Origin of the sequence: Thauera sp. K11 (assembly GCF_002354895.1) — a bacterium.
GTDB classification, from domain to species: Bacteria; Pseudomonadota; Gammaproteobacteria; order Burkholderiales; family Rhodocyclaceae; genus Thauera; species Thauera sinica.
On the sequence record NZ_CP023439.1, the window covers coordinates 3,765,127 to 3,791,924 of the forward strand.

At 70.4% G+C, this 26,798-nt stretch carries 24 protein-coding genes and 1 tRNA gene; 15 read left to right on the forward strand and 10 right to left on the reverse strand.

All coding sequences use genetic code 11. The annotated features are described in order from the left end of the window. From CCZ27_RS16380 to CCZ27_RS16395, 4 genes are all read right to left on the reverse strand, one after another. Entirely contained in the window at positions 1 to 876 is an 876-nt protein-coding gene (locus tag CCZ27_RS16380; RefSeq protein WP_096449933.1) for an AEC family transporter, read from the reverse strand. Between the two features lie 96 nt (positions 877 to 972). Continuing rightward, positions 973 to 2,307, reverse strand: a complete 1,335-nt coding sequence (gene hslU, locus CCZ27_RS16385) for an ATP-dependent protease ATPase subunit HslU (protein WP_096449935.1) — start codon at positions 2,305 to 2,307, stop codon at positions 973 to 975. Positions 2,308 to 2,328: 21 nt separating this feature from the next. Beyond that, complete coding sequence (gene hslV, locus CCZ27_RS16390; RefSeq protein WP_096449937.1) at positions 2,329 to 2,865, reverse strand: ATP-dependent protease subunit HslV; 537 nt, start codon at positions 2,863 to 2,865, stop codon at positions 2,329 to 2,331. A gap of 38 nt (positions 2,866 to 2,903) precedes the next feature. Beyond that, positions 2,904 to 4,085: an STAS domain-containing protein gene (locus tag CCZ27_RS16395; protein WP_096449939.1), complete on the reverse strand. Its 1,182-nt coding sequence runs from the start codon at positions 4,083 to 4,085 to the stop codon at positions 2,904 to 2,906. Positions 4,086 to 4,329: 244 nt separating this feature from the next. Here CCZ27_RS16395 and ybgC point away from each other — a divergent pair, with 244 nt between their 5' ends. From ybgC to CCZ27_RS16470, 15 genes are all read left to right on the forward strand, one after another. Continuing rightward, the gene (gene ybgC, locus CCZ27_RS16400) at positions 4,330 to 4,728 is read left to right on the forward strand and encodes a tol-pal system-associated acyl-CoA thioesterase (protein ID WP_385961350.1); all 399 of its coding nucleotides are present in this window, start codon (positions 4,330 to 4,332) and stop codon (positions 4,726 to 4,728) included. After that, entirely contained in the window at positions 4,725 to 5,399 is a 675-nt protein-coding gene (gene tolQ / locus CCZ27_RS16405) for a protein TolQ (RefSeq protein WP_096449943.1), read from the forward strand. The genes ybgC and tolQ overlap by 4 nt, the downstream gene beginning before the upstream one ends. Before the next feature lie 16 nt (positions 5,400 to 5,415). Next, positions 5,416 to 5,829, forward strand: a complete 414-nt coding sequence (tolR, locus tag CCZ27_RS16410; RefSeq protein ID WP_096449945.1) for a protein TolR — start codon at positions 5,416 to 5,418, stop codon at positions 5,827 to 5,829. Between the two features lie 505 nt (positions 5,830 to 6,334). Beyond that, a complete protein-coding gene (locus CCZ27_RS24640) occupies positions 6,335 to 6,658 on the forward strand; it encodes an energy transducer TonB (protein ID WP_232516448.1) in 324 nt (107 codons plus the stop codon). Positions 6,659 to 6,690: 32 nt separating this feature from the next. Further along, entirely contained in the window at positions 6,691 to 7,986 is a 1,296-nt protein-coding gene (gene tolB, locus CCZ27_RS16420; RefSeq protein ID WP_096449947.1) for a Tol-Pal system beta propeller repeat protein TolB, read from the forward strand. A 49-nt stretch (positions 7,987 to 8,035) separates the two neighbouring features. Beyond that, positions 8,036 to 8,560, forward strand: a complete 525-nt coding sequence (pal, locus tag CCZ27_RS16425; protein ID WP_096449949.1) for a peptidoglycan-associated lipoprotein Pal — start codon at positions 8,036 to 8,038, stop codon at positions 8,558 to 8,560. A 1-nt stretch (position 8,561) separates the two neighbouring features. Then, complete coding sequence (gene ybgF / locus CCZ27_RS16430; RefSeq protein WP_096449951.1) at positions 8,562 to 9,314, forward strand: tol-pal system protein YbgF; 753 nt, start codon at positions 8,562 to 8,564, stop codon at positions 9,312 to 9,314. A 4-nt stretch (positions 9,315 to 9,318) separates the two neighbouring features. Next, the gene (gene queE / locus CCZ27_RS16435) at positions 9,319 to 10,017 is read left to right on the forward strand and encodes a 7-carboxy-7-deazaguanine synthase QueE (RefSeq protein WP_096449954.1); all 699 of its coding nucleotides are present in this window, start codon (positions 9,319 to 9,321) and stop codon (positions 10,015 to 10,017) included. A 135-nt stretch (positions 10,018 to 10,152) separates the two neighbouring features. Then, positions 10,153 to 10,833, forward strand: a complete 681-nt coding sequence (gene queC, locus CCZ27_RS16440) for a 7-cyano-7-deazaguanine synthase QueC (RefSeq protein WP_096452696.1) — start codon at positions 10,153 to 10,155, stop codon at positions 10,831 to 10,833. Positions 10,834 to 10,873: 40 nt separating this feature from the next. Beyond that, entirely contained in the window at positions 10,874 to 11,980 is a 1,107-nt protein-coding gene (locus CCZ27_RS16445; protein WP_096449956.1) for a YeeE/YedE family protein, read from the forward strand. A 76-nt stretch (positions 11,981 to 12,056) separates the two neighbouring features. After that, a tRNA-Lys gene (locus CCZ27_RS16450) sits at positions 12,057 to 12,132 on the forward strand. Positions 12,133 to 12,438: 306 nt separating this feature from the next. Then, positions 12,439 to 12,846 carry a 2Fe-2S iron-sulfur cluster-binding protein gene (locus tag CCZ27_RS16455; RefSeq protein WP_096449958.1) on the forward strand — a complete coding sequence of 136 codons (408 nt, stop codon included), beginning with the start codon at positions 12,439 to 12,441 and terminating at the stop codon, positions 12,844 to 12,846. Positions 12,847 to 13,300: 454 nt separating this feature from the next. Beyond that, a complete protein-coding gene (gene infA / locus CCZ27_RS16460; protein WP_096449960.1) occupies positions 13,301 to 13,570 on the forward strand; it encodes a translation initiation factor IF-1 in 270 nt (89 codons plus the stop codon). Positions 13,571 to 13,614: 44 nt separating this feature from the next. Then, positions 13,615 to 14,808, forward strand: a complete 1,194-nt coding sequence (locus CCZ27_RS16465; RefSeq protein ID WP_096449962.1) for an MFS transporter — start codon at positions 13,615 to 13,617, stop codon at positions 14,806 to 14,808. A gap of 98 nt (positions 14,809 to 14,906) precedes the next feature. After that, a complete protein-coding gene (locus tag CCZ27_RS16470; RefSeq protein ID WP_096449964.1) occupies positions 14,907 to 16,343 on the forward strand; it encodes an NAD-dependent succinate-semialdehyde dehydrogenase in 1,437 nt (478 codons plus the stop codon). A 45-nt stretch (positions 16,344 to 16,388) separates the two neighbouring features. On the opposite strand, the gene CCZ27_RS16475 is transcribed toward CCZ27_RS16470, so the two are convergent. The 6 genes from CCZ27_RS16475 to CCZ27_RS16500 all read right to left on the reverse strand — a co-directional run bounded on the left by CCZ27_RS16475 (position 16,389) and on the right by CCZ27_RS16500 (position 26,617). Next, complete coding sequence (locus CCZ27_RS16475) at positions 16,389 to 19,775, reverse strand: EAL domain-containing protein (protein WP_232516449.1); 3,387 nt, start codon at positions 19,773 to 19,775, stop codon at positions 16,389 to 16,391. Then, on the reverse strand, positions 19,772 to 20,206 hold the full coding sequence (locus tag CCZ27_RS16480) for a response regulator (RefSeq protein ID WP_096449966.1): 435 nt from the start codon (positions 20,204 to 20,206) through the stop codon (positions 19,772 to 19,774). The genes CCZ27_RS16475 and CCZ27_RS16480 overlap by 4 nt, the downstream gene beginning before the upstream one ends. Further along, on the reverse strand, positions 20,203 to 22,083 hold the full coding sequence (locus tag CCZ27_RS16485) for an ATP-binding protein (RefSeq protein WP_198363156.1): 1,881 nt from the start codon (positions 22,081 to 22,083) through the stop codon (positions 20,203 to 20,205). Before CCZ27_RS16485 ends, CCZ27_RS16480 begins: the two co-directional genes overlap by 4 nt. Further along, positions 22,080 to 23,045, reverse strand: coding sequence for an ABC transporter substrate-binding protein (locus CCZ27_RS16490; protein WP_198363157.1), 966 nt, complete (start codon positions 23,043 to 23,045; stop codon positions 22,080 to 22,082). The genes CCZ27_RS16485 and CCZ27_RS16490 overlap by 4 nt, the downstream gene beginning before the upstream one ends. A gap of 187 nt (positions 23,046 to 23,232) precedes the next feature. Next, entirely contained in the window at positions 23,233 to 26,025 is a 2,793-nt protein-coding gene (locus tag CCZ27_RS16495) for an AMP-binding protein (RefSeq protein WP_096449970.1), read from the reverse strand. Positions 26,026 to 26,035: 10 nt separating this feature from the next. Next, a complete protein-coding gene (locus tag CCZ27_RS16500; RefSeq protein ID WP_096449972.1) occupies positions 26,036 to 26,617 on the reverse strand; it encodes a peroxidase-related enzyme in 582 nt (193 codons plus the stop codon). Between the last annotated feature and the right edge of the window lie 181 nt (positions 26,618 to 26,798).

Below are 26,798 nucleotides of genomic sequence, written 5' to 3' on the forward strand. Positions count from 1 at the left end.
TCAGGGCAGCGCCAGCGCGAGCGCGATCGGCAGGGACACCACCGCGGCGATGTTGCCGATCAGCACCATCGACGCGACCTTGTCCGGCTCCTGGTCGTAGCGCTCGGCGAACATGTAGTTGAGCACCGCCGGCGGCAGCGCGCCGAATACCAGCAGCAGCGCCCGCTCACGCGGCGGCAGATCGATCAGCAGCATGATGCCCCACGCCAGCAGCATGCCCGCGGCCGGACGCAGCGCCGCGCCGAAGAGGCCGAAGCCCACTGCGCCGATGCGCGAATCGGCCAGCCTGACACCGAGTGCGAACAGCATCAGCGGAATCGAGATGTCGCCGACCATCCTGATCGACATCAGCAGCGGCGGCCACACCTCGATGCCGAGCAGCCCCACCGTCAGGCCGGCGATCGTCGCCAGGATAGGAGGCGATCTCCACACGGTGGTCAGCCGCGTGCGATGGTCCAGCAGCCAGGCGCCGTAGGAAAAGTGGATCACGTTCGACACCACGAACATCACCACCGCGGGCGCCAGCGCCGATTCGCCGAAGGCCAGCACCGCCAGCGGCAGGCCGAGGTTGCCGCAGTTGTTGAACATCATCGGCGGCACCAGCGTCTTGGGCGCGATGCCGGCTGCGCGCGCGACGAACAGCCCGACCACGCCCGAGCCCACGATGATCACCACCGTCGCCAGCAGCAGCGGCAGGTATTCCCCGATGCGGAAGTCCTTGCTGACCAGCGCGCCGAACACCAGCGCCGGCACGAAGACGTCCATGTTCAGCTTGTTCGCGTGCGACAGGTCGGGCTTCATGCGGCGGCCGACGAAATAGCCGAGCGCGGTGATCGAGAACAGCGGAAACAGGATGGAGACGATGCGGATCAGCATGGGGTGGCCTGAAAATGAAAGGTCCGCGGCAGTACCGCGGACCGGTACCGGGGGCCGCTTCGTGCGGCGGCCCGCCGGATCGTCGCCTGGAGCGGGTTACAGCACGTAGCGCGCGAGATCCTCGCGTTCGGCGAACACCTCGAGGCGGCCGTCGACGTAGGCGGCGTCGACGCGCACCGCGATTTCGCCGCTGCTGCGGCCGGCCTCGAACGAGACCTCCTCGAGCAGCTTTTCCACCACGGTGTAGAGCCGCCGCGCACCGATGTTCTCGGTCTTCTCGTTCACCTGGAAGGCGATCTCGGCGAGGCGGCGGATGCCGTCCGGCGCGAACTCGAGCTTCACCCCGTCGGTGGCGAGCAGGGCCTCGTACTGGCGCGTCAGACAGGCGTCGGTGCTGGTCAGGATGCGCTCGAAATCGTCCACCGACAGCGATTCGAGTTCGACGCGGATCGGGAAGCGCCCCTGCAGTTCGGGGATCAGGTCGCTCGGCTTGGACAGGTGGAAGGCACCGCTGGCGATGAACAGCACGTGATCGGTCTTGATCATGCCGTACTTGGTCGAGATCGTCGTGCCCTCGACCAGCGGCAGCAGGTCGCGCTGCACGCCCTGGCGCGACACGTCGGCGCCATGGGCGTCGGTGCGCGCGGCGATCTTGTCGACCTCGTCGAGAAAGACGATGCCGTCCTGCTCCACCGCCCGCACCGCCTCGGCCTTGATCTCGTCGTCGTTGATCAGGCGCGCGGCCTCCTCGTCGGCGAGCAGCTTGAGCGCCTCGCGGATCTTCAGCTTGCGCTGCTTCTTCTTGCCCCCGCCCAGGTTCTGGAACATGCCCTGGATCTGCTGGGTGAGTTCCTCCATGCCCGGCGGCGCGAAGATCTCCGCCTGCATCGACGGCGCGGCGACCTCGAGTTCGATCTCCTTGTCGTCGAGTTCGCCCTCGCGCAGCTTCTTGCGGAATTTCTGCCGGGTGGCCGAATCCTGCGGTTCCGGCTCGGCGTTGAAGCCGACCGGACGCGCCGGCGGCAGCAGCGCATCGAGCACGCGGTCCTCGGCGGCATCGAGCGCGCGGTCGCGCACCGTCTTCATCGCCCGCTCGCGGCCATCCTTGATCGCGATCTCGACCAGGTCGCGGATGATGGTGTCCACATCGCGGCCGACGTAGCCCACCTCGGTGAACTTGGTCGCCTCGATCTTGATGAAGGGCGCGTTCGCCAGCCGCGCAAGGCGGCGCGCGATCTCGGTCTTGCCGACGCCGGTGGGGCCGATCATCAGGATGTTCTTGGGCGTGATCTCGCTCCTCAGCGGCTCGGCCACCTGGGCGCGCCGCCAGCGGTTGCGCAGCGCGATGGCGACGGCCTTCTTGGCCCTGTCCTGGCCGACGATGTGCTTGTCGAGTTCGGAGACGATCTCCGGCGGGGTCATCTGGGTCATGTTTCTACCTTCGCGCCGGCTTCAGTCCAGCGTCTCGATGGTGTGGCACTGGTTGGTGTAGATGCACAGGTCGCCGGCGATCGCGAGCGCCCTGGCCACCACGTCCTTCGGTTCGAGCTCGGTGTTCTCGACCAGCGCACGCGCCGCCGCCTGCGCATAGGCGCCGCCGCTGCCGATGGCGACGATGCCCTGCTCCGGCTCGAGCACGTCGCCGTTGCCGGTGATGACCAGCGAGTTGTCGCGGTCGGCCACCGCCAGCATGGCCTCGAGGCGGCGCAGCATGCGGTCGGTGCGCCAGTCCTTGGCAAGCTCCACCGCGCTGCGCAGCAGGTTGCCCTGATGCTTCTCGAGCTTGGCCTCGAAGCGCTCGAACAGCGTGAAGGCATCGGCCGTGCCGCCGGCGAAACCGGCCAGGATCTTGCCGCCGTAGAGGGTGCGCACCTTGCGCGCCGAAGCCTTGATGACGATGTTGCCGAGGGTGACCTGGCCGTCGCCGCCGAGGGCGACGTGGTCACCGCGCCGCACCGACAGGATGGTGGTGCCGTGATACTGTTCCATGAGCCTTTCCTTGCGGGATGTTCGGCCCGGCCGTACGCTCAGTCGCGCAGCGTGACATGGGCCACCTGGTCGACGTTCATGACACGCAGCAGGGCGCCGACCATGGCATTGACGTTCTGCAGGGTGACCAGTCTACCCTGAGCGCGCAGCGTGGACAGAATGTTGAACAGCGTGCCCGCGCAAACGAAATCGATGCGCCGGAGGCGGGCGCAATCGACGATGATCGCGGTGCGCTCGGCACCGAAGGCCGCCAGTGCGCGCAGCGTGTCGTTCGACGCACCGGCCAGTTCGGCATCGAAACGGAACACGTCATCGGCGCCGGCATCCCCCGCCGGGACGGTCGCCGCGGCTGCCCGCCCCGCCGGCGCCTGCGCCGCGCGCCCTTCCCACGAGGGCGGCGACTCCTCGAAGGTCACCGCATAGTCGATGGCGAGGTTCTCGAAGCGCGCCTCGTCGGCGCCGTACTGCAGCAGGTCGAGCAGCAGCAACCACACGTCCCGCCCCTCGGCGCGGCCGGGCGCCGTCTGCCCGGCAAGGGAGTCGGCCAGCGGCCCGCAATTGAGCAGCGCAACCTTCACCCGATCGGCGGCCAGCGCGGCCAGGGCCTGGCGCAGCAATGCGCAGCCGGCCTCGTCGGCGCCGCGCACGCGGCCCAGGTCGATGCGGATCGCGCCGCTCTTGCGGCCGATGATGCCGATCTGCTGGAACTGCGCGGCGGCCTGCGCCGACAGCCTGCCCGACAGGTTGACCATGGGTGCGACGCCCGCGTCCCGGCGTTCGGCCTGCGGCGACAGATCGGCCCAGGGCGGCGGCGAGCGCTCGAAGTGCGTGGCGTAGTCGAGCACCCGCGCCTCGAAGCGCTGCTTCTGGCCGGTGAGGCGGTAGAGATCGAGCAGCATCAGCCAGAGCCCGTCGCCCGCGATCGTAGAGGGATCGTCGAGTGCCGCCTCGAGCGTCCGCTCGGCCTCGGCCACGTCGCCGTTCGCGTACAGCACGGCGGCCTCCTCGGCGGCGGCCCCCACCCCGGTTTCGCTCTCCTGCACTTCCACCATGCGCGCGACCTGGGCGAGCGCATGGCTGGCATCGATGCCGCCGAAGTTAAGCGACGACAGCTCGGTGCGGGGCGGCTGCGACTCATCGGCACGATCGTCCGCGCCTGTGCCCGTTCCTCGCTGGGACGGGCCCGTGGGCGGCTTCTTGCCGAAGAAGGAAAGTACCACTCTGAAGTCCTTCCGAATCGGCTCGTCTGAGCCCGATGACAATGCTGCCCCGAGGATAGCACTTGTCGAATCGACCTTGCGCGCCGCCCGCCGCAAGTCCTTACATCCTGAAAAGTTTGCGCGATGGGCTCCGTCCATGCTGCGGACGGCCAAGCTCGGCTAGAATGCTGCGATGCACATCGACGACCCTGGCCGCAGTCCGACGTTGCCGGCTGCCGCGTGCGGAACCGGCAACGGGTTCCGCATGCCCGTGCGCGTCTATTACGAAGATACCGACGCCGCCGGGGTGGTCTACTACGCCAACTACCTGCGCTTCTGCGAGCGGGCGCGCACCGAATGGCTGCGCGCCCTGGGCTTCGAGCAGCAGGCGCTGCTGGCCGCCGAGGGCGTGGGTTTCGTGGTGCGTTCGGTGAGGGCCGACTACCTCTCGCCCGCGCGCCTGGACGACGGCCTGACCGTCGTGTCGTCGCTGGCCGGCCTGCGCCGGGCGAGCCTCGACTTCCGCCAGGAAATCATGCGCGACGACGAACGCCTGTTCGTCGCACATGTCGTACTCGCCTGCGTCGACTGGCGCCGCCAGCGGCCGGTGGCCATTCCCGCTGCAATGCAACAACGATTTCAAACGTACGCGATCCCAGCATGACCGTCTCCCACGACCTTTCGATCATCAGCCTGATCAGCCAGGCCAGCGTCCTCGTCCAGCTCGTCATGGCGCTGCTCGCCACGCTGTCGCTGGTGTCCTGGTACTGGATCTTCCGCAAGTGGTTCCAGATCCGCGCCGCCCGCGCCGAGACCGACAACTTCGAGCGCGATTTCTGGAGCGGGGCGGACCTCAACAAGCTGTTCGACGCGGCGACCTCGTCGCGCCACCAGACGGGCGGCATGGAACGGATCTTCGAGGCCGGCTACCGAGAATTCTCCAAGCTGCGCAACAAGAGCCACGATCACAGCGCCACCATCGACGGCTCGCGCCGCGCGATGCGCGCGACCTACCAGCGCGAGGTGGACGACCTCGAAGCCCATCTCGCCTTCCTCGCCTCGGTCGGTTCCGTGTCGCCCTACATCGGCCTGCTGGGCACCGTGTGGGGCATCATGAACGCCTTCCGCGGCCTGTCCAACGTCAGCGCCGCCACCCTCAACCAGGTGGCGCCGGGCATCGCCGAGGCGCTGGTGGCCACGGCGATCGGCCTGTTCGCGGCGATCCCGGCGGTGGTCGCCTACAACCGCTTCGCCCACGACATCGACCGCATCGGCATCCGCTTCGAGAGCTTCATGGAGGAGTTCTCGAACATCCTGCAGCGCAACCTGCGCTGAGCGGCGGAAGACGACCATGCGCCAGCGCCGCCTGATGAACCAGATCAACGTCGTGCCCTACATCGACGTGATGCTGGTGCTCCTCGTCATCTTCATGGTCACCGCGCCGATGATCCAGCCCGGCACGATCAACGTGCCCTCGGCCGACACCGTGTCGGCCCCGCCCGCCGAAGCGATCGTCATCGAGGTCAAGCCCGACCGCAAGTACGGGCTGCACATGTCGTCGAGCGCCTCGTCGCGGCCGGTGACCGAACTCGAACTGCAGCGCGAGATCCGCAGCGCGCTGGCGAAGAACCCGGAACAGCCCTTCCTCGTGGCCGCCGACCGCAAGCTGGAATACCAGACGGTCATCGACGTGCTCGAGGCCGCGCGCGGCGCCGGCGTCACCAAGATCAGCCTGCAGACCCAGGGCGGCAGCACGGGCCGATGAACGAGCGCGCAGCACCCCCGCGCCGCGAGCCCCCTGGCAAGAGGGCCTCGGCCGCACTGACGGTGGCGGTCCACCTCGGCCTCGCGCTGTTCCTGTTCTTCGGCATCCGCTGGCAGAGCCAGCCGCCCGCCTCGCTCGAGGTGGAACTGGCAAGCGCGCCGCAGCGCGCCGCCACGCCGGCCGAAACGCCCAAGCCGCCCCCCGGCCAGCCGAGCAGCCAAGACCGCAGCCCAGGCCCGAACCTCCGCCCGAACCCAAGGCGCAGCCCAAGCCCGAGATCGCGACCAAGGCGCCGGAGAAGAAACCCGAGCCGAAGCCGGAACAGAAGAAACCCGAGCAAAAGCCCGAACCCAGGAAGCCCGAGGCCAAGGCGGAGCCGCCCAAGCCGGCCCAACCGCCCCCGGAAGACTATCTGAAGCAGCAACTGGAGCAGGAGCGCAAGCGCGCCGAAGCCGCCCGCCGCGAAGAGCAGACCAGGCGGGAAGAGGACGCCCGCCTCGCAAACATGCTCAAGGCCGATGCCGCGCGCGCGTCCGCCGCACGCTCGCAGGGCGACTTCGACAAGTACAAGCTCGCCATCCAGCAAAAGGTGCGCGGCAACCTGCTGCGCCCGCCCGGGCTGAGCGGGAACCCCGAAGCGGTGTTCGAGGTCGATCAGCTTCCGTCCGGCGAAGTGCTCGCCATCCGGCTCAAGCGCTCGTCCGGCCTCCCGGCGCTCGACGACGCGATCGAACGCTCGATCCGCCGCTCCAGCCCGTTGCCGCTGCCCGAACAGCGCGATCTGTTCCAGCGCACCCTCGAACTGCGCTTCCGGCCGCTCGAGGACTGAAGCCAACCCTAGGATTTCATGGATATAATTCGATGCCTCGCGCCCACGCCGTCACGCAGATGCCCGCCGCCCTCCGCCTCTTCATCCTTGCCGTCCTCGCCAGCCTGTCGCTGACGGCCCACGCGCAACTGTCGATCGAGATCGTCGGTGCCGGCGCCTCGCGCTACCCGGTGGTCATCCCCATCTTCGAGAACGAGAGCCAGTTGCCGCGCGGCGTCACCGACGTGGTGCGCGCCGACCTCGAGCGCAGCGGCCTCTTCAGCCTGATCAGCATCGGGCCGCAGCCCCTGCCCGAATCCGTGGTACCCGACCTCGCCGGCATCCGCGCCCGCGGCGCCGACGCGGTGCTGACCGGCTCCTTCGTGCCGCAGGGCGACGGCCGCTACCAGGTCAGCTTCCGCCTGTTCGACACCCAGAAACAGGCCGAACTGGGAGCGATGGCCTTGCCGATGGCGCCGGCGCAGAACCGCGCCACCGGCCACCGCATCGCCGATTTCGTCTATGAGAAGCTCACCGGCCAGCCCGGCTACTTCTCCACCCGCATCGCCTACGTGGTCAAGAGCGGCACCAACTACGAGCTGCAGGTCGCCGACGCCGACGGCATGAACGCCGCCACCGCGCTGCGCTCCCGCGAGCCGATCATCTCGCCCGCGTGGTCGCCCGACGGCCAGCGCCTGGCCTACGTGTCGTTCGAGCAGAAGAAGCCGATCGTGTACGTGCACACGCTCGCCACCGGCCAGCGCCGCGTGGTCGCCAACTTCAAGGGCTCGAACTCGGCGCCCGCCTGGTCGCCGGACGGCAACCAGCTCGCGGTGGTGCTGACCAAGGACGGCCTGTCGCAGCTCTACGCCCTCAATGCCGACGGTTCGGGCGTGCGCCGCCTGGCCAGTTCGTCGGGCATCGACACCGAGCCCGCCTGGGCCGCCGACGGCAACATCTACTTCACCTCGGACCGCGGCGGCAGCCCGCAGATCTACCGCGTGTCCGCCACCGGCGGCACGGCCCAGCGCATCACCTTCGACGGCGGCTACAACGTGACGCCGCGCCCGTCGCCCGACGGCCGCCAGCTCGCCTTCATCACCCGCAACAACGGTCGCTTCCAGGTCGCCGTGCAGGACCTCGCCTCGAAGCAGACCACGATCCTCACCGATTCGGCTCGTGACGAATCCCCCAGTTTCGCCCCCAACGGCCGCATGATCCTCTACGCCACCGAAAGCGGCGGACGGGGCGTGCTCGCCGCGGTGTCGTCGGATGGGCGGGTGAAACAGCGCCTGACGGTGCAGGCTGCCGACGTCCGCGAACCCGCCTGGGGTCCGCAGGTCCGGTAAGTTGGTTGTTCCCCCCCTGTCATCACCAAAACAAGTTGGAGTTGCATCCATGAAGAAGCTCGCTCTGCCCATCCTCCTGTCCGTGCTGCTGGCCGCGTGCTCGAGCACCGGTCCTGAAGCCACTACTGGTGCCAAGGTCGAAGACCGCACCGGCGGCGGTCCCGGCGTCGCCACGGTGAACGCCGGCAGCCCGTCCGGCTCCGGCATCGCCGCACTGACCGATCCGAACAACATCCTGTCCAAGCGCAGCGTGTATTTCGACTTCGACAGCTTCGTCATCAAGTCCGAAGCCAAGCCGCTGATCGAAGCCCATGCCCGTTTCCTGGTGCAGAACCCGCAGATGAAGATGCTCATCCAGGGCAACACCGACGAGCGCGGCAGCCGCGAATACAACCTGGCGCTGGGCCAGAAGCGTGCCGACGCGGTCAAGCAGGCGCTGCTGCTGCTGGGTGCCAAGGAAGGCCAGACCGAATCCGTCAGCCTCGGCGAGGAGAAGCCGCGCTGCGAGGAAGCGTCCGAGTCTTGCTTCGCCCAGAACCGTCGCGGCGACATGCTGTACTCCGGCGAGTTCTGACATGAAGCGCCTCCTGCCGCTGGCAGCGCTGCTCGCAGTGTCATCGGCCGGACCCGCCCAGGCGGGTCTGTTCGATGACACCGAGGCCCGGCGCCAGATCACCGAAATGCGTCAGGAGCTCGAAGGCCGCATCGACACCACGAGCCGCGGCCAACTCGAGCTTGCGAACCAGAACGAGCAGTTGCGTGCCGAGGTGGCCCGCCTGCGCGGCCAGCTCGAAGTGCTGATGAACGAAGTCGAGAACCTCGGCGCACGCCAGCGCGACTTCTACGTCGACCTCGACAGCCGCCTGCGCAAGATCGAATCCGCAGCCGCCGCGGCATCCGCGCCTGCAGCCGCCACGGCGCCCGGCACCGCCCCCGCCGCCGCGCCCGCCGATCCCGGAGCGGAATCGGCCGACTACGAAGCCGCGCTGAACCTGCTCAAGCAGGGCAAGAACAAGGAAGCGCTCGGCGCGTTCGAAAACCTCCTCGCCCGCTACCCGTCCGGCAGCTTTGCGCCCGGTGCCCACTTCTGGGCGGGCAACTCCGCCCTGCAGGCCAAGGACGTCGCTTCGGCGACCAAGCACTTCAACTCCGTGCTCAACAAGTGGCCCGGCGACCCGAACGCGCCCGACGCGATGCTGGGCCTGGCCAACAGCCAGCAGGCGATGGGCGACGCGAAGACCTCGCAGCGCACGCTGCAGCAACTGGTCGATCGCTATCCGCAGAGCAACGCGGCAAAGATCGCCAAGCAGCGCCTGGGGACGCGCTGACCGCATGCACGACACTGCCGCGGCAGACGCCGCTGCCCCCCTTGCCGGCGCCGCCCCACCGGACGCCAGGCTGCGCATCACCGAGATCTTCGCCTCGCTGCAGGGCGAATCGACCCGGGTCGGCCTGCCCACCGTGTTCGTGCGCCTCACCGGCTGTCCGTTGCGCTGCACCTGGTGCGACACCGCCTACGCCTTCCATGGAGGCGAAACGCGTACGCTCGAATCCGTGCTCGCCGAGGTGGCGGACCACGGCCTGCGCCACGTCTGCGTCACCGGCGGCGAACCGCTGGCGCAGAAGGGCTGCCTGTCCTTGCTGGGCGCGCTGTGCGACGCCGGCTACTCGGTGTCGCTCGAGACCAGCGGCGCGCTCGCGGTCGGCGCCGTCGACCCGCGCGTGTCGCGCATCATGGACCTGAAGGCGCCCGGCTCCGGCGAGGCCGGCAAGAACCTCTACGCCAACATCCCGCTGCTGGACGCGAACGACGAGATCAAGATCGTGCTCGCCGACGAGGCGGACTACGCGTGGGCGAAGCAGCAGATCGCCGAACACGACCTCGCGCGCCGCTGCACCGTCCTGCTGTCGCCGGTCGCGGGAGCCCTGGGCCCTGCCACGCTCGCCGGATGGATCGTGCGCGACCGGCTGCCGGTGCGCTTCCAGTTGCAATTGCACAAGATCCTGTGGAGCGACGCCCGCGGGCGCTGACCGGCTTCCCGTCCATTCCGGCGGCGGCGATGCCCCGCGGGCACGGCGCGTGCATGGAGCGTAGATCGCCCGGCCCCGCCGCATCCCGGTTCCGGTCCCCGCGGGAAGCACAACGAAAGGTTTGCCATGACCACGATGTCCCAAGCCAAACGCGCAGTCGTCCTGCTGTCGGGCGGACTCGACTCCGCCACCTGCCTCGCCATCGCGCGCGACATGGGTTTCGAGGCCTATGCGCTGTCGGTGGCGTACGGCCAGCGCCACGCCGCCGAACTCGCCGCCTCGCGGCGCGTCGCCGCCGCGCTGGGTGCGACGGCGCACCGCACCGCCAGCGTCGACCTCGGCCAGTTCGGGGGCTCGGCCCTCACCGACGCCTCCATCGCGGTGCCGGAAGATGGCGCCGGCGACGGCATCCCGGTGACCTACGTGCCGGCGCGCAACACCGTGATGCTGTCGATCGCGCTGGCCTGGGCCGAGGTGCTAGGCGCGCACGACATCTTCGTCGGCGTCAATGCGGTGGACTACTCCGGCTACCCGGACTGCCGCCCCGCCTTCATCGAAGCCTTCGAGAACATGGCCAACCTCGGCACCAAGATCGGCGTCGAAGGCGCCCGTATCCGCATCCATGCACCGCTGATCACGCTCTCCAAGGCCGACATCATCCGCCGCGGCCTCGCACTGGGCGTCGACTACGGCCTCACCGTCACCTGCTACCAGGCCGACGAGCGGGGACGGGCCTGCGGCCGCTGCGAGGCTTGCCGCCTGCGCGCCGCAGGCTTCGCCGCAGCCGGCGTGCCCGACCCCACCCCCTACAAGTAGGCAGCACCGCCCCGACCGGGCCCTTCGCCGCGAGGCAATCATGCAGGACATCCAGGCCATCACCGGCACCGTCGTCTGGCTCGCATTCGCCATCGGCGCCGCCTTCGGCTTCGTCGGCGGCAGGACCCGCTTCTGCACCATGGGCGCGGTCTCCGACGTCGTGCTCATGGGCGAATGGGGCCGGATGCGGATGTGGATGCTGGCCATCGCCACCGCCGTCGCGGGCAGCGCCGCGCTGCAGTTCGCCGGCCTCTTCGACGCATCGAAGACGATCTACACCGGCAACCGGCTGGCCTGGCTGTCGCACGTCGCCGGCGGCGCGGCCTTCGGTGTGGGCATGACGCTGGCGTCGGGCTGCGGGGCGAGGACGCTGATCCGCCTCGGCGGCGGCAACCTCAAGTCGGTGGTCGTGTTCGCCTTCTTCGCCATCAGCGCGCTGATGACCATGCGAGGCCTGTTCGCCGTCGGCCGCGTCCGCCTGCTCGATACCGCGGCGATCACGCTGCCGCACGGCCAGGACATCCCCGCCTTCCTCGCCGCCGCGGGACTCGCGCCCGACACGGCACTGGCCCTTGCCGCCGGCACCGTCGCCATCGTGCTGTTCGCCGCCGCGCTGCACCGGCGCGAAGCCTGGTGCACCGACATCCTGCTCGGCGGCTTCGCCACCGGGGCACTGGTCGTCGCCGGCTGGTACGTCACCGGCCACCTCGGCCATCTCGCCGAACATCCCGACACGCTGGAAGAAGCCTTTCTCGCCACCAACAGCAACCGCGCCGAATCCCTGACCTTCGTCGCGCCGCTGGCCCATGCGCTCGACCTGCTCATGGCCTGGAGCGACGCCAGCCGCGTGGTCACCTTCGGCATCGCCAGCGCGCTCGGCGTCGTCGCCGGCGCTGCACTCCATGCCGCGACCAGCCGCAGTTTCCGCATCGAGAGCTTCCACGGCGCCGGCGATCTGGCACGCCACATCGCCGGCGCCGTGCTGATGGGCTTCGGCGGCGTCACCGCGCTCGGCTGCACCATCGGCCAGGGCATCAGCGGCCTCTCCACCCTGGCGCTCGGCTCCGTGCTGACGACCGCCTCCATCATTCTCGGCGCCTGCGCGAGCCTGAAACTGCAGTACCGCGCGGCCCGGCGCACGGGCTGAACACCGGGCGATCGCCCCGGCGGGCGCATCCTTGACACCTCCTCACCCGGCCGACTAGAATCCGGCCTCTCTTTTCGGGTCGTTAGCTCAGCTGGTAGAGCAGCGGACTTTTAATCCGTTGGTCGCTGGTTCGAATCCAGCACGGCCTACCATAAAAAGAATAATAATCAAGCACTTGACGCCACCTTTCCGGTGGCGTTCGCTTTTCCGCCCCAGGCTGTGACCAAGACGCGACCGTTTCGGCATGGCGCGCCAGATGCGACGGCGCTAGGTAAGCGTACCGTGTCGGGGACGGATCATCCGGCACAGGGGCGGGTCCGTCTCCCAAGCCTTCGCTCTCGCATGGGCTCTCGCGCGACGCCGGACCCGCCTGCGCGTTTTCGCCGCATCGCCGCCGGGCTTAGAATCCGTACAGGACACCGGCGCCGACCGGTGCGCAACGATAGGGAGACTTCATCATGGGCTCGCGCTCGTTCACGGTTTCGATCTCGAACACCGGGGAAGAATTTGTCTGCTCGGAAGAAGACAACCTCCTGAAGGGGATGGAGCAACTTTCACGCAAGGGCATCCCCGTCGGCTGCCGCGGTGGCGGGTGCGGGGTCTGCAAGGTGCAGATCGACGCGGGCGAGTTCCGGACCATCAAGATGAGCCGTGCCTACGTCACGCACGAGGAGGAAGCCAGCGGCGTCGTGCTCGCCTGCCGCGTGTTCCCGCAGAGCGACGTCGCGCTCACGGTACTGGGCAAGATGGTGAAGAAGTTCGAGCTCTATGCGCTGCCGGCCCGGCGCGCCGCACCCGCGCCGGCATCCGCACCGCAGCCGGCGGGCGTTGCTTCGCAGCCGGGCGATGGACAAGAAGCACCGTGAAACGTATCATGTGAAACAAAACAACGGATGTGGCCGGATTCGGACTGTCCCGAAACCTACCTGCCCCAACCCGGCGTTCCGGCAAGAATCCGGTGCGCACGAGAACACAGGAGATAGCCGGAGTCCGCTCCGGCTATTTTCTTTCCGCTTGCCGCGGCTGCACTGCAGCCGTGGTCCGTACCGGTCGCCCAGTCCCGATGCCGCGACCGGCCGTCATGTGGCGCGCTCATCCTGCTGTCGCGCGCCGCTCGCGCCTGCCTCATTTGCGTGCAGGCGCGCCATCGCAGCATCCCGTCGCCCGGCCCGCCGATTATCGAGCCGATCCGGCCGGACGCGCCCGGCGCCACCCGCGCCGGATGGCGGTCCGCCCAGCCTGTCGCGGCGGAGACAGGCCCGCCCTTCCCGTCGCCCACACCCGGCGCCGGCGACGGGCACAACCATAAGGAGCCCGAACATGGCCAAGGAAGAACTCATCGAAATGCATGGCGCCGTCACCGAAGTGCTGCCCGACGGCCGCTACCGCGTCACCCTCGACAACGGTCACAACCTCATCGCCTACGCCGGCGGCAAGCTCAAGAAGAACCACATCCGCATCATCGCCGGCGACAGCGTGTCGCTCGAGATGTCGCCGTACGATCTGAGCAAGGGCCGCATCACCTTCCGCCACCTGCCGGGCCGGCCGGCCAACGCCGCGTCGGCGCCGGTGCATCAGCGCCGCCAGTAAGCCGGGACGGCTGCGCCGCACCGACGCTGGGCGAGGATCGCGGCATGGCCGTACCGCAACCGTCCCGCCGCCTGCCCGGCGGCATCTGGGCGCTGGGTTTCGTGTCCATGCTGATGGACATCTCGTCCGAGATGATCCATGCGCTGCTGCCCGTCTATCTGGTCGTCTCGCTCGGTGCCTCGACGCTTGCAGTCGGCCTCATCGAGGGCATCGCCGAGGCCACCGCGGCCATCACCAAGGTGTTCTCCGGCGCGTTGTCGGACCGGCTCGGCCGCCGCAAGCTGCTCGCGGCCGCCGGCTATGGCCTGGCCGCCTTCACCAAGCCGGTCTTCCCGCTCGCCGGCTCGGTGGGCTGGGTGGTCGCCGCCCGTTTCGTGGATCGCGTCGGCAAGGGCATACGCGGTGCCCCGCGCGACGCGCTGATCGCCGACCTCGCCCCGCCAGCGCTGCGCGGGGCCGCCTTCGGCCTGCGCCAGTCGCTCGACACCGCCGGCGCCTTCATCGGTCCATTGCTGGCGATGGTCCTGATGGCATGGAGCGGCGGCGACATTCCTTTCGTGTTCTGGGTCGCCGTGGTGCCGGCCTTCGGCGCCTTCGCCCTGATCGTGTTCGCCGTGCGCGATGCCCCCCGGCCCGCGGGGCCGCAGCACTTCCGGCAGCCCCTGTCGCGTGCCGAACTCGCGCGGTTGCCGCGCGCCTACTGGAGTGTCGTCGCCGTCTCCGCCGTCTTCACGCTGGCGCGATTCAGTGAGGCTTTCCTGGTGCTGCGCGCGCAGGAACTCGGCCTCGGCCTGGCGTGGGTCCCTGCGGTGCTGGTAGCGATGAACGTGGTGTATTCGCTGTCGTCCTATCCGGTGGGCGTGCTCGCCGACCGCATGGACCGCGGCAAGCTGCTCGCGCCGGGCTTCGCGCTGCTCGTGGCCGCCGACCTCGCCCTGGCGCTGGTGGATGGGCTGGCCGGACTCGCGCTCGGCGTCGTGCTGTGGGGCCTGCACATGGGCATGACGCAGGGGCTGCTCGCCACCCTGGTGGCCGATGCCGCGCCCGCCACGCTGCGCGGCACCGCCTTCGGCATCTTCAACCTCGTGAGCGGCGTGGCGCTGCTCGCGGCGAGCGTGCTGGCCGGCGCGCTGTGGGATGCCTGGGGCTCGCAGGCGACCTTCCTGGGCGGCGCCGCGCTGGCCTGCCTGGCCCTCGCTGGCGTGCCGGCGCTGCACTGGCGATCCGCCGGCCGCTGATGCGCGCCGCGGACGGCGACGGCCGGCAGGGCTGGACCGTGCCGCATCGCTTGGCAGAAAATCGAGATTCCCTCACGCCTCACCGGAGCACGCATCCCATGACCTATCCCAACACCCAGCTTCTGATCGACGGCCAATGGCAGGACGCCGCGGACGGGCGCACGCTGGCCGTGCACAACCCGGCCACCGGCGCCGAGATCGGCCGTGTCGCCCACGCCAGCGTCGCCGACCTGGATCGCGCGCTGGCCGCCGCGCAGAAGGGTTTCGAGACCTGGCGCGACGTCCCCGCGCTGGAACGCCAGAGAATCATGCGTCGCGCCGCCGGCCTGATGCGCGAGCGCGCCGATGCCATCGCCGCGCTGCTCACGCAGGAACAGGGCAAGCCGCTGGTCGAGGCCCGCCTGGAGACCCTGGCGGCGGCCGACATCATCGAATGGTTCGCCGATGAGGGCATGCGCGTGTATGGCCGCATCGTGCCGTCGCGCAGCCTGACCACCCGCCAACTGGTGCTGAAGGACCCGGTCGGCCCGGTGGCGGCCTTCACGCCGTGGAACTTCCCGATCAACCAGGTGGTGCGCAAGACGGCGGCCGCGCTCGCCACCGGCTGCTCCATCCTGGTGAAAGCCGCCGAGGAGACCCCCGCCGCGCCGGCCGCGCTGATCCGCGCCTTCGTCGATGCCGGCGTACCCGCCGGCGTGGTCGGCCTGGTGTACGGCACCCCGGCGGAGATCTCTTCCTACCTGATCCCGCATCCGGTGATCCGCAAGGTGACGTTCACCGGCTCCACCGCGGTCGGCAAGCAGCTCGCCGCGATGGCCGGCCAGCACATGAAGCGGGTGACGATGGAACTGGGCGGCCACGCGCCGGTGATCGTGTGCGAGGACGCCGACGTCGAGCTGGCGGTGAAGGCGGCCGGCGCGGCCAAGTTCCGCAACGCCGGCCAGGTGTGCATCTCGCCCACCCGCTTCCTGGTGCACGAAAGCGTGCATGACCAGTTCGCCGCCGCCCTGGCCAGGCACGCCGCCTCGCTGAAGGTGGGCGACGGCCTTGCCGAAGGCACGCAGATGGGACCGCTGGCCAATCCGCGCCGCATCAGCGCCATGACCGATTTCCTGCAGGATGCGGTGCAGCGCGGCGCCACCGTCGCGGCCGGCGGCGAACGCCTGGGCAGCGCCGGGAACTTCTTCGCGCCGACGGTGCTGACCAACGTGCCGCTGGACGCCAGGGTGTTCAACGACGAGCCCTTCGGTCCGGTCGCCGCGATCCGCCGCTTCGGCGCGCTGGACGAGGCCATCGCCGAGGCCAACCGCCTGTCGTACGGCCTGGCCGGCTACGCCTACACCCGCTCGCTGAAGAACGCGCACCTGCTGTCGCAGCGCGTCGAGGTCGGCATGCTGTGGGTGAACCAGCCGGCGCTGCCGTCGGCCGAGATGCCCTTCGGCGGCGTGAAGGATTCGGGCTACGGCACCGAGGGCGGGCCGGAAGCGCTCGACGCCTACCTCAACACGCGCGCGGTGTCGATCGCCAACGTGTGATGCCGCAGCGCGGCGATGCGCCACGCCCGGCGCATCGCCGCCGGCTCATCCGGCCACCAGCAGGAGGGCATGCCGCGCGAAGGCGTCCGGCGCCAGCGGCGGGCTGAACAGGTAGCCCTGGTAGGCGCTGCAGCCCAGCTTGCGCAGCACCTCGAGTTGGGCCTCGGTCTCGACCCCTTCCGCCACGGTGGAAAACCCCAGGCTGCGCGCCATCGCGATCGTCGCGGTGACGATCGCGTGGTCGTTGCCGTCGTCCGGCAGGCCGCGCACGAAGCTCTGGTCGATCTTCAGCTTGTCGAGCGGCAGTCGCTTCAGGTAGGCGAGCGACGAGTAGCCGGTGCCGAAGTCGTCGATGGCCAGGCTCACGCCCAGCCTGCGCAGCGCATCCAGCGTCGCCACCGCCCGTTCCACGCCTTCCATCAGCGCCGACTCGGTGATCTCCAGTTCCAGGTAGCGCGCCGGCAGGCCCGTCGCCGCAAGCACGTCGGCCACCTCGTCGACGATGTCCTTCTGGCGGAACTGGCGTACCGAAAGATTCACCGACACGCCGCCGAAATGCAGGCCGGCGTCGAGCCATGCCTTGGCCTGGCGGCAGGCCGCGCGCAGCACCCAGTCGCCGATCGGCACGATGAGCCCGGTTTCCTCGGCCAGCGGAATGAAGCGGGCCGGCGGGACCATCGCCTCGTCCGGCGGCTGCCAGCGCAGCAGGGCCTCGGCGCGGATCGGCTGCCCCGGCTCCAGGCCGACCAGCGGCTGGTAGTGCAGCAGCAGTTCGCCGCGCTCGAGTGCCCGGTGCAGCCGCATTTCCAGTTGCAGATGGTCGTTCACGCGGCTCGTCAGCGCCGCGGAATGGAAGCAGAACGTGTTGCGCCCCAGCTCCTTGGCCTGGTAGAGCGCGACGTCGGCATGCTGGTTGAGTTCGGTGACGGTCTCGCCGTCGTCCGGGTACAGCGCCACGCCGATGCTGGCGCTGACGATCACCTCCTGCCCGCCCGACAGCACGAACGGCTGCTGCACCAGGTTGATCAGCTTCTGCGCGACGCTGGCCGCCTCGTCGGGCGACTGCAGGTCCTCGAGCACGACGATGAATTCGTCGCCGCCCGCGCGCGCCAGCGTGTCCTCGTCGCGCAGGCCGCCGCGCAGGCGCCCCGCGACCGCGCGCAGCAGTTCGTCGCCCGCCGGATGCCCGAGGCCGTCGTTGACGTTCTTGAAGCGGTCGAGGTCCAGGAAGAGCACCGCCGCGCCGTCGTGATGGCGGCGGGCCTGCTCGATCGCATGCTCCAGCCGGGACTGCACCAGCAGCCGGTTCGGCAGGTTGGTGAGCGGATCGTAGTGGGACAGGCGTTCCAGTTGCTGCTCGGAGCGCCTGAGCTGGGTCAGGTCGGTCATCACGCCGACGTACTGGCTGGCCTGCCCGCCCTCGTCGCGCACCGTGCTGATGGTCAGCCACTGCGGATACACCTCGCCGTTCTTGCGCCGGTTCCAGATCTCGCCCTGCCAGTAGCCGAGTTCGTTCAGGCTCGCCCACATCTCGCGGTAGAACTGCCGCCCGTGGCGGCCGGACTTCACGAAGTTCGGGTCGCGGCCCAGCACCTCGTCCGGCGTGTACCCGGTGATCTCGGTGTAGGCCGGATTGACCGCGACGATGCGCGGTTCCAGCGTGGTGATGACGACGCCGTCGCGCGTGCTCTCGAACACCGCGGACGATTGCCGCAGCGCGGCTTCGGCGCGCACCCGCTGCACGGCCAGCCCGGCGATGCGGGCGAATTCCTGCAGCAGCTCGAGTTCCGCGCCCTGCGGCCCGCGCGGCTCGCCGAAATAGGCGGCGAAGGTACCCAGCACGCGCCCGCCGGCATCCTTGAACGGCACCGACCAGCATGCGCGCAGGCCCGCCTCCCGTGCCAGGGCGCGGTAGGACGTCCAGTAGGGGTGGGTGTCCACATCCTCGACCACCACCGTCTCGCCGCGCCACGCGGCGGTGCCGCAGGAGCCGCGGCCGTCGCCGATCTCGAGCCCCTGGATCGCCTCGTTGTAGAAGGCCGGCAGGCTGGGGGCCGCGACCACGTCCAGGCACTGTGTCTTGCCGTCCAGGAGCAGCACCGACACGCGCATCTGCGGCGCGATCGACTCCAGCCGGCGCACGATGCTCTCCATGATCTCGTGCAGCGGCCGCGCCGCGACGACCTGGTCGAGCACGTCCGCGCGCGCCACCCGCAGCAGCTCTGCCTGCTTGCGCAGCGTGACGTCGGTCCATGTGCCGGCGATCTCCAGCGGGCGGCCGTCCGGCGCGCGCAGCAGATGAAGCTCGTCGAGCAGCCAGATCGGGCTTCCGTCCTTGCAGCGGAAGCAGTACTCCTGCCGCAGGGTGCCGGTCTCGAGGAGCCGCTGCAGCCAGTCGGCGGCGACCCCCGAGCCGCGCGGATCGAGGTTGCCGCACCACCAGCCGGGGGCCAGCGCCTCCTCGACCGAAAAGCCGGTGAGGCGGACGACGTTCTCGCTGACCCACACCGGGACGGCGTGCCCGCCGTCGAACTTCATGCTGTAGAGGACGGACGGGCTCGCCATCAGCAGCCGCGACAGCCGCGCGGCGGTGGTCCGCAGTTCGGCGCGCTCGCGCACCAGCGCCGCCTGGCGCTGCACCTTCTCCAGCGTGGCCGGAATCTCGTACAGGTAGCCCTCGTGCTTGGTCAGGTAGTCGTCCACGCCCAGGCTCACCGCCTGCGCCACGACCTCTTCGCTGCCGTGCCCGGCGATGGTCAGCACGATGGGCAGGTCCAGCCCGCGTTCGTGCCGCAGCGTACGCGCCAGCTCCAGGCCGTCCATGCCGGGCAGGCGGAAGTCCAGCAGCAGCACGTCGTAGGCGCAGGGCTGGCCGGATGCGGCAGGCAGCCGTTCCAGGACCTCGCCGGCGCTGCCGACCGCCTCGAGCCGGATGTGCGGCGCGTGGGCCTCGAGATGGCGCCGCATCAGATCGGCATCGGCCGCGTTGCGCTCGGCATGGAGCACCCTGAGCGGTTCCCCCCTGCGCTGCTGCTGCGCACGGAAGCGGGCCAGGGCGTCGGCCAGCAGGCGCGGAAGGCGCGCGAGGTAGTCGTCGCGCTTCACGAGGTAGTCGTCGGCGCCCGCCTTCAGCGCCGACACCGCGGCCTCCTCGTCGCCCAGGCCGGTCAGCACCACCACCGCCACGGGCAGGGAGCGTGCGCGCACGCCGGCGAGCAGGTCCAGCCCGCTGCCGTCCGGCAGCTTCAGATCGACGAGCAGGACGTCGGGCACCGGCGCACCGCCGAGGTACCGCAGCCCCTCGGCGAGCGACGGCGCGACGGCCAGTTCGGCGTCCGGCGCCGCGCGCACCAGGGCGCGCCGGGCGAGGTCCGCGTCGGCGGCGCTGTCCTCGACGTACAGCACCCGCATCGCCTGCCCTGCCGCCATCATTTCTGCACTCCATGGTTGAGCGCGCACCAGTAGTTCTCCACCTGCCCGATGGCCTCGCCGAAACGGCCGAAATCGACCGGCTTGACGATGTAGGAATTCGCGCCGAGGTCGTAGGCGGAACGCAGGTCGCTATCCTCGCCCGACGAGGTCAGGATGACGACCGGGATGCGCCGGTATTGCGGATGCGCCTTGAATTCGCGCAGCACTTCGAGCCCGTTGATCTTCGGCAGCTTGATGTCGAGCAGCACGAACAGCGGCAGGCGCTCGCCCGCATCCCAGCGTGCGATGTAGGACAGGGCCTCCTCGCCGTCGCGCGCCACCTCGATCGGATGGCCGCAGCGCCTGCCTCCGAAGGCACGCAGGGTGAGGTCGAGATCGACCGGATCGTCCTCGACCAGCAGGATGGGCGGCGACGCCAGCGTGTTCGTCATTTGCGCAGTTCCACGTAGAAGCAGGCGCCCTGCCCCGGGGCGCTCTCGGCCCAGACCCGTCCGCCCATGCGCTGCACGGCCTTGCGCACCAGCGCGAGCCCGACGCCGGTACCGGGATAGTCTTCCGCACGGTGCAGACGCTGGAATATCTCGAAGATTCGGTCATGGTATTTCATGTCGAAGCCGACACCGTTGTCGCGCACCGACAGCACCACGCGCGCGCCCTCGGCCTGCGCCCCGAGGCAGATGCGCGGTGGGGCGGCATTAAGGCTGAACTTCAGCGCGTTATCAAGCAGATTTCGCACGACCATGTTCAAACCGTCACGGTCGGCGACGACCGACAGCGGCGGCAGGCGGTCGTCGACCACCGCGCCGCAGCGCTCGAGCTCGGGCCGCAGCGACTCCAGCACGTCGCCCACCAGTTCGCGCAGGCCGAGCGGCTGCGCCTCGAAGGCGCGCCGCTCCGTGCGCGAATAGGCGAGCAGATCCTCGATCAGTCCATGCATCTGCGCCACGCCGCGGCGGACGTTGCGAAGCAGCACGCGGCCGTCGTCGTCGAAGCGGCCACCGTAGTCCTGCAGCAGGATCTGGCTGTAGCCGTCGATGCCACGCAGGGGCGCCTTGAGGTCGTGCGATACCGAATAGGAAAACGCCTCCAGTTCGAGATTGGCCGCCTTCAACTGCGCGGTGCGCTCGGCCACGCGCGCCTCGAGCCCGGCGTTGATGCGGCGCAGTTCGTCCTCCGCGGTGCGCTGCGCGGTGATGTCGAGCAGCACGCCATGTATCGTCAGCACGCGGCCGCCGGCGTCGCGCGTCAGCCAGGTCCGGTCGTCCACCCAGACCCAGCGCCCGTCGGCGGTCTTCAGGCGGTATTCCTGCCGGTAGTCGTCCGGCCCTTCGGCGAGATGGCGGGCGACCTCGTCCTGGATGCGCGGACGGTCGCCGGGATGGATCAGGTCGGCGAAGATGAAATCGCCGGCCAGCACCCGATCGACCGTGTAGCCCCACTGCGAGATGGCGTCGCTGACCATCCTCACCGGCCAGCCCGGGCTGTTCTCCCACTCCATCGCCACCACCGGCGAGCGCGCCAGGATCGAGGTCAGTTGCTCGAGCCGCGTGTGGCGGAACTGCAGGCTGCCGGCCATCTGGTCGACCGCCGCGCCGATCTCGGCGAACTCGTCCCGCCCGGCCAGGCCGGCGCGCGTCCCCAGGTCGCCGGAGCCGATGGCGCGCAGCGCCGTCACCAGGCGGCGGGCGCGGCGGAACCACAGCAGGTGCAGGACGGCGGCGACGAGGACGGCCAGGCCCAGGATGAGTGCCGACACGCGCCAGATCTCGCCGCGGCCCTCATGCGTGCGCATGGCCAGGAGGGGCTCGAGGTCGCTGTAGACGATGAGGCGGTAGTCGGGCACGACGGCCGCCCGGCCGACCAGCGCCAGCCCCGGCGCATCAGGGGCCTGGACATGCACGCCCAGGTCCGGCCGCCGCGCCGCGTCGAGCAGCGCGGTGCGTATCGCGGGCGCCTCGCCGCCCAGCGCTTCGCCGAGCGGCTTGCCGATGCTCGCCCTGCGCATCGATGCGAAGACGCGCAGTTCCGGGTCCACCAGGTAGGCATGCGTGATCTCGGGCCTGCGCCCCCATTCCGAGACCAGCCTGCGCGCCTGCATGCGGTTGCCGAGCCCGAGCTGGACCTGCAGCCGCCTCTGCTCGACATGCAGCCGGCCGCGCAGGCTGCTGCGCTGCTCGGCGTCGATCGCCGCGCGCTGCTCCTGCCGCTGCTGCCAGGCGGTGAACGCGATCAGCACGAGGGCCAGCACCGCCATGCCCAGCGGCACGAGGTAGCGGGCCGGCAGCAGGTAGAGCAGGCGGCGGATCACCGCGCACCTCCGAGCGCCTGCCGCGCGGGCTCCGCGGCAAGGAGGGCGGACCAGTCCCCGCTGCCGTGGATCAGGCCCATTTCCCGCAGGCTTTCGGCCGTCCTGCGGCCGGCCGCGGCGATCGCCGGCGCCCGGCCCTCGAAGCTGGCCACGCTGTCGCCCAGCGTCAGGAAGGTGAGTCCGCCCAGGATCGCGTGGTATTGCTCCGCCGTGAGATCGATGCCGGGCGCGAGCAGCGCCGCGTGCCCGGCGGTATCCGCGCGCAGGGCGGCCAGCCCGCGCTCCCAGCCGGCCAGCAGTTCGACCACGTCGTCGCCGCGCTCGGCCAGCACGCCCTCGCACACCACCAGCAGGCCGACGATCTCGCCGGGCATCCGGCGGCTGTCGAAGATCGTGCGCGCACCGTCGGCCCGCAACAGGCTGGCGATCGGCTCGTAGGCGACCACCGCATCGACGTTGCCGGAGCCGGCCGCGATGCGCTGCCGCGACGCCTCCACCCGCAGCACCGACACGTCGCCGCGTTCGAGCTTTCCGGCCTGCAGCACACGCGCCAGCACCAGCGCGCCGACGGCGGAATCCTCCACCGCGATGCGCTTGCCACGCAGGTCGGCAGGCGTGGCGACGGGCGGCCGGGCCACCACCGCGTCGGCACCGTCCGACAGGCTCAGCAGGGCCACGATGCGGATCGCCATGCCCTCGTCCGCAAGCCGCAGGGCCTCGTCCAGCGTGAGCGCGGCGGCCTCCAGCACGCCGTTGCGCAGGCCGCGCAGGCTTTCGCTGCTGGAACCGACCTCGACCACGCGCACGCGCCGCGCATCGACCAGCCCCAGTTCACCGGCAAGCACCAGGGGGTCGTAGCCCACCCAGGGGCTGACGCCGACGCGGAGCACGGCGCGCGGCGGCTCGCCGCAACCGGACAGCAGCAACAGCATGCAGACGAGACAAACGCACAGTCGCATCATCCTTCCAGGCACTCCCGGGCAGCACGGCTGCCAGATTCCATCGTTTCGCATGGCGGCGCCCGGCCGGGGACGGACGCCGTCTCCGGCGGCTGCGGGGCATGCGCCTCGCCCGCCATGGTGCCATGCCGTACCGCCATCGCCCGTCCATCGAGCGTGCCGGCACCCCTTGGGGCGGGCCGTTGCACCTTCAGCCGGCCAGATCCGGTTCGCCGCAGCGGGCGAGTATCCGGGCGCGCACCGCATCCCGCAGGGCAACGGCCGCCTGCCAGGTGCGCCCCGAGGCTGCCAGCGGTTCGTCCAGATGCACGGTGATCGCCGCCCGCCGCGGCATCCAGGTTTCGTCGGGCAGCACCGCGCGCGTGCCGCGGATCGCCAGCGGCACCACCTCGAGGCCGGCCTCCGCGGCTGTCAGGAAGGCGCCGAGGCGAAACTCGCGCAGCCCGGCGCGGCGGACGAAGGTCCCCTCCGGGAAGAAGAACAGCGACTCCCCGGCGCGGGCACGTTCGCCAAGTTCGCGCGCGGCCCCGACGCTGTCGGCCAGGGAGAAGCGCTCCACGAAGGCGGCGCCGAGGCCGCGCAGGAAGGGGCCGGCGATCGGATGCTCGCCCAGCTCGCGCTTGGCGACGAAGGTGAAGGGCCGCGCCAGCGCCGCGACCGCCACCAGGCCATCGACATAGCTCGCATGGTTGGCCGCCACCACGCACGGCACCTGCGGCGGCAGGTTGACCGTGCCTTCCACCTCGACCGGCACGCCGATCAGCCGCGCATAGGCCCGCGCCCCGTGCCGGGCGATGCGCCAGCCCCGCGCGGGACGGCGCAGTGCCACCACCGCCAGCCACACCGGCGGCGCCAGCACCAGCAGCATCGCCCATGCCCAGCCGGCCCACGACAGCGCACCGCAGCGCGCCAGCAGGTGCCGGCCCTGCGCGGCCAGGCCCGCGGCGGCAAGGCGCAGCATCTGCATGCGCACGCCGCGGCGACTGCCCAGCGCGCCGGCGAGGTAGAGATCGCGCGTCGCGGCGCGGCGGATCTTGCCGCTGGACGTCTTCAGCACGCTGTGCGGCGGTGCCAGCACGACCTCGTCGAGCGGCAGGCCGAGGCGTTCCAGCGCCAGGTCCTCGACGGCGCGCACCAGCGTGCGGCGCGCCTCGTCCGCGTCCTCGCGCGTCTCGACCACCGCGACCAGGCGCTCGCCCGCCGTCGCCCGGTCGAGCGCGCCGAACACCGCGACGCAGCCGCGGCGCACGCCGGGCAGCGCACCGATCGCCTCCTCCAGTTCGTAGGGATAGAGGTTGCGCCCGCCGCGGATGATCATGTCCTTGACGCGGCCGGTGACGAACAGCTCGCCGCCGGCGAGGTAGCCGAGGTCGCCGGTGTCGAGCCAGTCGCCGTCGAAGAGGCGCGCGGTCTCCTCCGGGTTGCGGTAGTACCCGGCGGTGGCCGAGGGCCCCTGGAATTCGATGCGCCCCACCTGCCGCTCCGGCAGCGGCGTCCCGCCGGCATCCACCACGCGCAGCGCGTGCCCGGGCAGCGGCCGCCCGCAGCCGACGAAACGGATCGCGTCCGCATCGCCGACGTCCGCCGCGGGCACCGCCAGCGCGCGGCGCAGGAAGGTGTCGCGCCGCACCCTGTCGATGAGGGGGCCGCGGCCGGGGGCGGGCACCGTGAGCCCGACCGCGTTCTCGGCCAGGCCGTAGAGCGGCGTCATCGCCTCGCGCCTGAAACCGGCCGGGGCGAGGTGCGCGCAAAAGCGCTCCATCGTGTCCGGGCTCACCGGTTCCGCGCCGTTGATCGCCAGCCGCCAGCACGACAGGTCCAGCCCCGCGAGTTCGGCCCGGGCGGCATGGCGCACCACCAGTTCGAAAGCGAAGTTCGGCGCCGCGGTGATGGTGCCGCGGTAACGGTGGATCGCGCGCAGCCAGTTGACCGGACGCGACAGGAAATCCAGCGGCGGCATCAGCACCAGGGGATTGCCGTTGTACAGGCTGCCGAGCCAGGTCCCGATGAGGCCCATGTCGTGGTACAGCGGCAGCCAGCTCACGCACACGTCCCCGGGAGCGAGCGCGATCGCGCCGCTCCAGGCGCGGATGTTGGCGAGCAGGTTGGCGTGGGTCAGCATCACGCCCTTGGGGTTGCCGGTGCTGCCCGAGGTGTATTGCAGCAGCGCGAGTCCGCCTGCCGATGCCGGCGCGGCCGTCCCCGCAGCGCCATCCTCCTGCAGTTCCGGCGGCGTGACGACGTGGCGCAGCGTCGGCGTCTGCGCGCGCAGCACGCCGGCCGCCAGGCGCGCCTCCGCCACCGTGAGCAGGACCGGGGCGCCGCAACTGGCCAGGATGCCGGCCTGGCGGCGCAGATGGTCCTCCAGTTGCGACGGCCGCGTCGGCGGGTACATCGGCACCGGTACGCCGCCCGCCAGCAGCGCGCCGAAGAAGCCGGCGAAGAACTCGAGCCCGGTCGGCAGCATGATCGCCACCGCGTCGCCGGGCTGCAGCCCGGTGCGCCGCAGGCCCGCCGCCATCTGCAGGCCGGAGTCGAGCAGGGCACCGTAGCTGAGCGCCGCCACCTCGGCATCGTCATGCAGCAGGCGCACATGGACACGCTGCCGCCAGTGCTGCGCATGCCATTGCAGCACCTCGACGAGCGTGGCCGCCGCCGGCGCCTCGACGTGCTCTCGGGCCGGCGCCGCCGCGACGGGTTCGGGGACGGCCGCGGCGATGTCCGGATGCGCGTCGTGCAGCGCCTGCGCCAACTGGCGCGGCGTCTCGGCGGCGGCCAGCGTGTCGGGCGGCAGCCTGACGCCGGCGCTGCGTTCGAGGCGGGCGAGAAGCTCCACCCGCGCCAGGCTGTCCAGGCCCAGGTCGCGCTCGAGGTGGCTGTCCAGCGCCGCCGCGGCCGGCCGTCCGGCGCGCAGCTCGCCGACGAGTTCGCCGACGATGCGCAGCACCTCGGCCTCGACCGCCCCGCCCTGCGGCGTGCTCATGGCGCCCCGCTCAGGTCCTGGGCAGGCGTCCCATCAGATAGAACTCGTCGTTGGGCGCGATGCTGGCGAAGTTCACGATGCGGTTGCTCATGCCGAAGAAGGCGGCGATGGCGCCGATGTCCCAGATCGCATCGTCGTCGAAGCCGTGCGCCCGCAGCGCGGCATGGTCCTCGTCGCCGATCTCCTGCGCGCGCAGCGCGACCTTCATCGCATAGTCGAGCATCGCGCGCTGGCGCGGCGTGATCTCGGCCTTGCGGTGGTTGGTCGCAAGCTGGTCGGCCAGGCGCGGATTCTTCGCGCGGATGCGCAGGATCGCGCCGTGGGCCACCACGCAGTACAGGCACTCGTTGGCCCCGGAGGTGGCGACGACGATCATCTCGCGCTCGGCCTTGGTGAGGCCGGCGTCCTTTTCCATCAGCGCATCGTGGTAGTCGAAGAAGGCGTGGAACTCCGCCGGCCGGTGCGCGAGCGCCAGAAAGATGTTGGGCACGAACCCCGCCTTTTCCTGCACGGCGAGAATGCGCCCGCGCACGTCCTGCGGCAGCGAATCGAGTGGAGGTAGCGGGAAGCGGCTGATGGCGCGCTCGGTCATGAGGGTCTCCTGGTCCTTGTCGTGCGGACCGCGGCGCAGCGCCGGGCCCGATGCCCGAATACACCACGTTGCCGCCGTCCTTGCAATCGCCGCGCCGCTTGCGGAACATTCGTCCTGGCCGGCGCGTCACATCGTCGCGCCGTTCGACGCCCGGCCAAGAAGAACCCGCCCCCACCGGAGA

Excerpts from the sequence above, each read along its gene's own strand:
- ybgC (WP_385961350.1), top strand. The coding sequence starts at position 4,330 with ATGCCCGTGCGCGTCTATTACGAAGATACCGACGCCGCCGGGGTGGTC.
- CCZ27_RS16380 (WP_096449933.1), bottom strand. The coding sequence starts at position 876 with ATGCTGATCCGCATCGTCTCCATCCTGTTTCCGCTGTTCTCGATCACC.
- pal (WP_096449949.1), top strand. The coding sequence starts at position 8,036 with ATGAAGAAGCTCGCTCTGCCCATCCTCCTGTCCGTGCTGCTGGCCGCG.
- CCZ27_RS16455 (WP_096449958.1), top strand. The coding sequence starts at position 12,439 with ATGGGCTCGCGCTCGTTCACGGTTTCGATCTCGAACACCGGGGAAGAA.
- CCZ27_RS16490 (WP_198363157.1), bottom strand. The coding sequence starts at position 23,045 with ATGATGCGACTGTGCGTTTGTCTCGTCTGCATGCTGTTGCTGCTGTCC.
- tolR (WP_096449945.1), top strand. The coding sequence starts at position 5,416 with ATGCGCCAGCGCCGCCTGATGAACCAGATCAACGTCGTGCCCTACATC.
- ybgF (WP_096449951.1), top strand. The coding sequence starts at position 8,562 with ATGAAGCGCCTCCTGCCGCTGGCAGCGCTGCTCGCAGTGTCATCGGCC.
- hslU (WP_096449935.1), bottom strand. The coding sequence starts at position 2,307 with ATGACCCAGATGACCCCGCCGGAGATCGTCTCCGAACTCGACAAGCAC.
- CCZ27_RS16445 (WP_096449956.1), top strand. The coding sequence starts at position 10,874 with ATGCAGGACATCCAGGCCATCACCGGCACCGTCGTCTGGCTCGCATTC.
- CCZ27_RS24640 (WP_232516448.1), top strand. The coding sequence starts at position 6,335 with ATGCTCAAGGCCGATGCCGCGCGCGCGTCCGCCGCACGCTCGCAGGGC.
- queC (WP_096452696.1), top strand. The coding sequence starts at position 10,153 with ATGTCCCAAGCCAAACGCGCAGTCGTCCTGCTGTCGGGCGGACTCGAC.
- tolQ (WP_096449943.1), top strand. The coding sequence starts at position 4,725 with ATGACCGTCTCCCACGACCTTTCGATCATCAGCCTGATCAGCCAGGCC.
- CCZ27_RS16475 (WP_232516449.1), bottom strand. The coding sequence starts at position 19,775 with ATGATGGCGGCAGGGCAGGCGATGCGGGTGCTGTACGTCGAGGACAGC.
- queE (WP_096449954.1), top strand. The coding sequence starts at position 9,319 with ATGCACGACACTGCCGCGGCAGACGCCGCTGCCCCCCTTGCCGGCGCC.
- hslV (WP_096449937.1), bottom strand. The coding sequence starts at position 2,865 with ATGGAACAGTATCACGGCACCACCATCCTGTCGGTGCGGCGCGGTGAC.
- CCZ27_RS16500 (WP_096449972.1), bottom strand. The coding sequence starts at position 26,617 with ATGACCGAGCGCGCCATCAGCCGCTTCCCGCTACCTCCACTCGATTCG.
- CCZ27_RS16495 (WP_096449970.1), bottom strand. The coding sequence starts at position 26,025 with ATGAGCACGCCGCAGGGCGGGGCGGTCGAGGCCGAGGTGCTGCGCATC.
- CCZ27_RS16480 (WP_096449966.1), bottom strand. The coding sequence starts at position 20,206 with ATGACGAACACGCTGGCGTCGCCGCCCATCCTGCTGGTCGAGGACGAT.
- infA (WP_096449960.1), top strand. The coding sequence starts at position 13,301 with ATGGCCAAGGAAGAACTCATCGAAATGCATGGCGCCGTCACCGAAGTG.
- CCZ27_RS16465 (WP_096449962.1), top strand. The coding sequence starts at position 13,615 with ATGGCCGTACCGCAACCGTCCCGCCGCCTGCCCGGCGGCATCTGGGCG.
- tolB (WP_096449947.1), top strand. The coding sequence starts at position 6,691 with ATGCCTCGCGCCCACGCCGTCACGCAGATGCCCGCCGCCCTCCGCCTC.
- CCZ27_RS16470 (WP_096449964.1), top strand. The coding sequence starts at position 14,907 with ATGACCTATCCCAACACCCAGCTTCTGATCGACGGCCAATGGCAGGAC.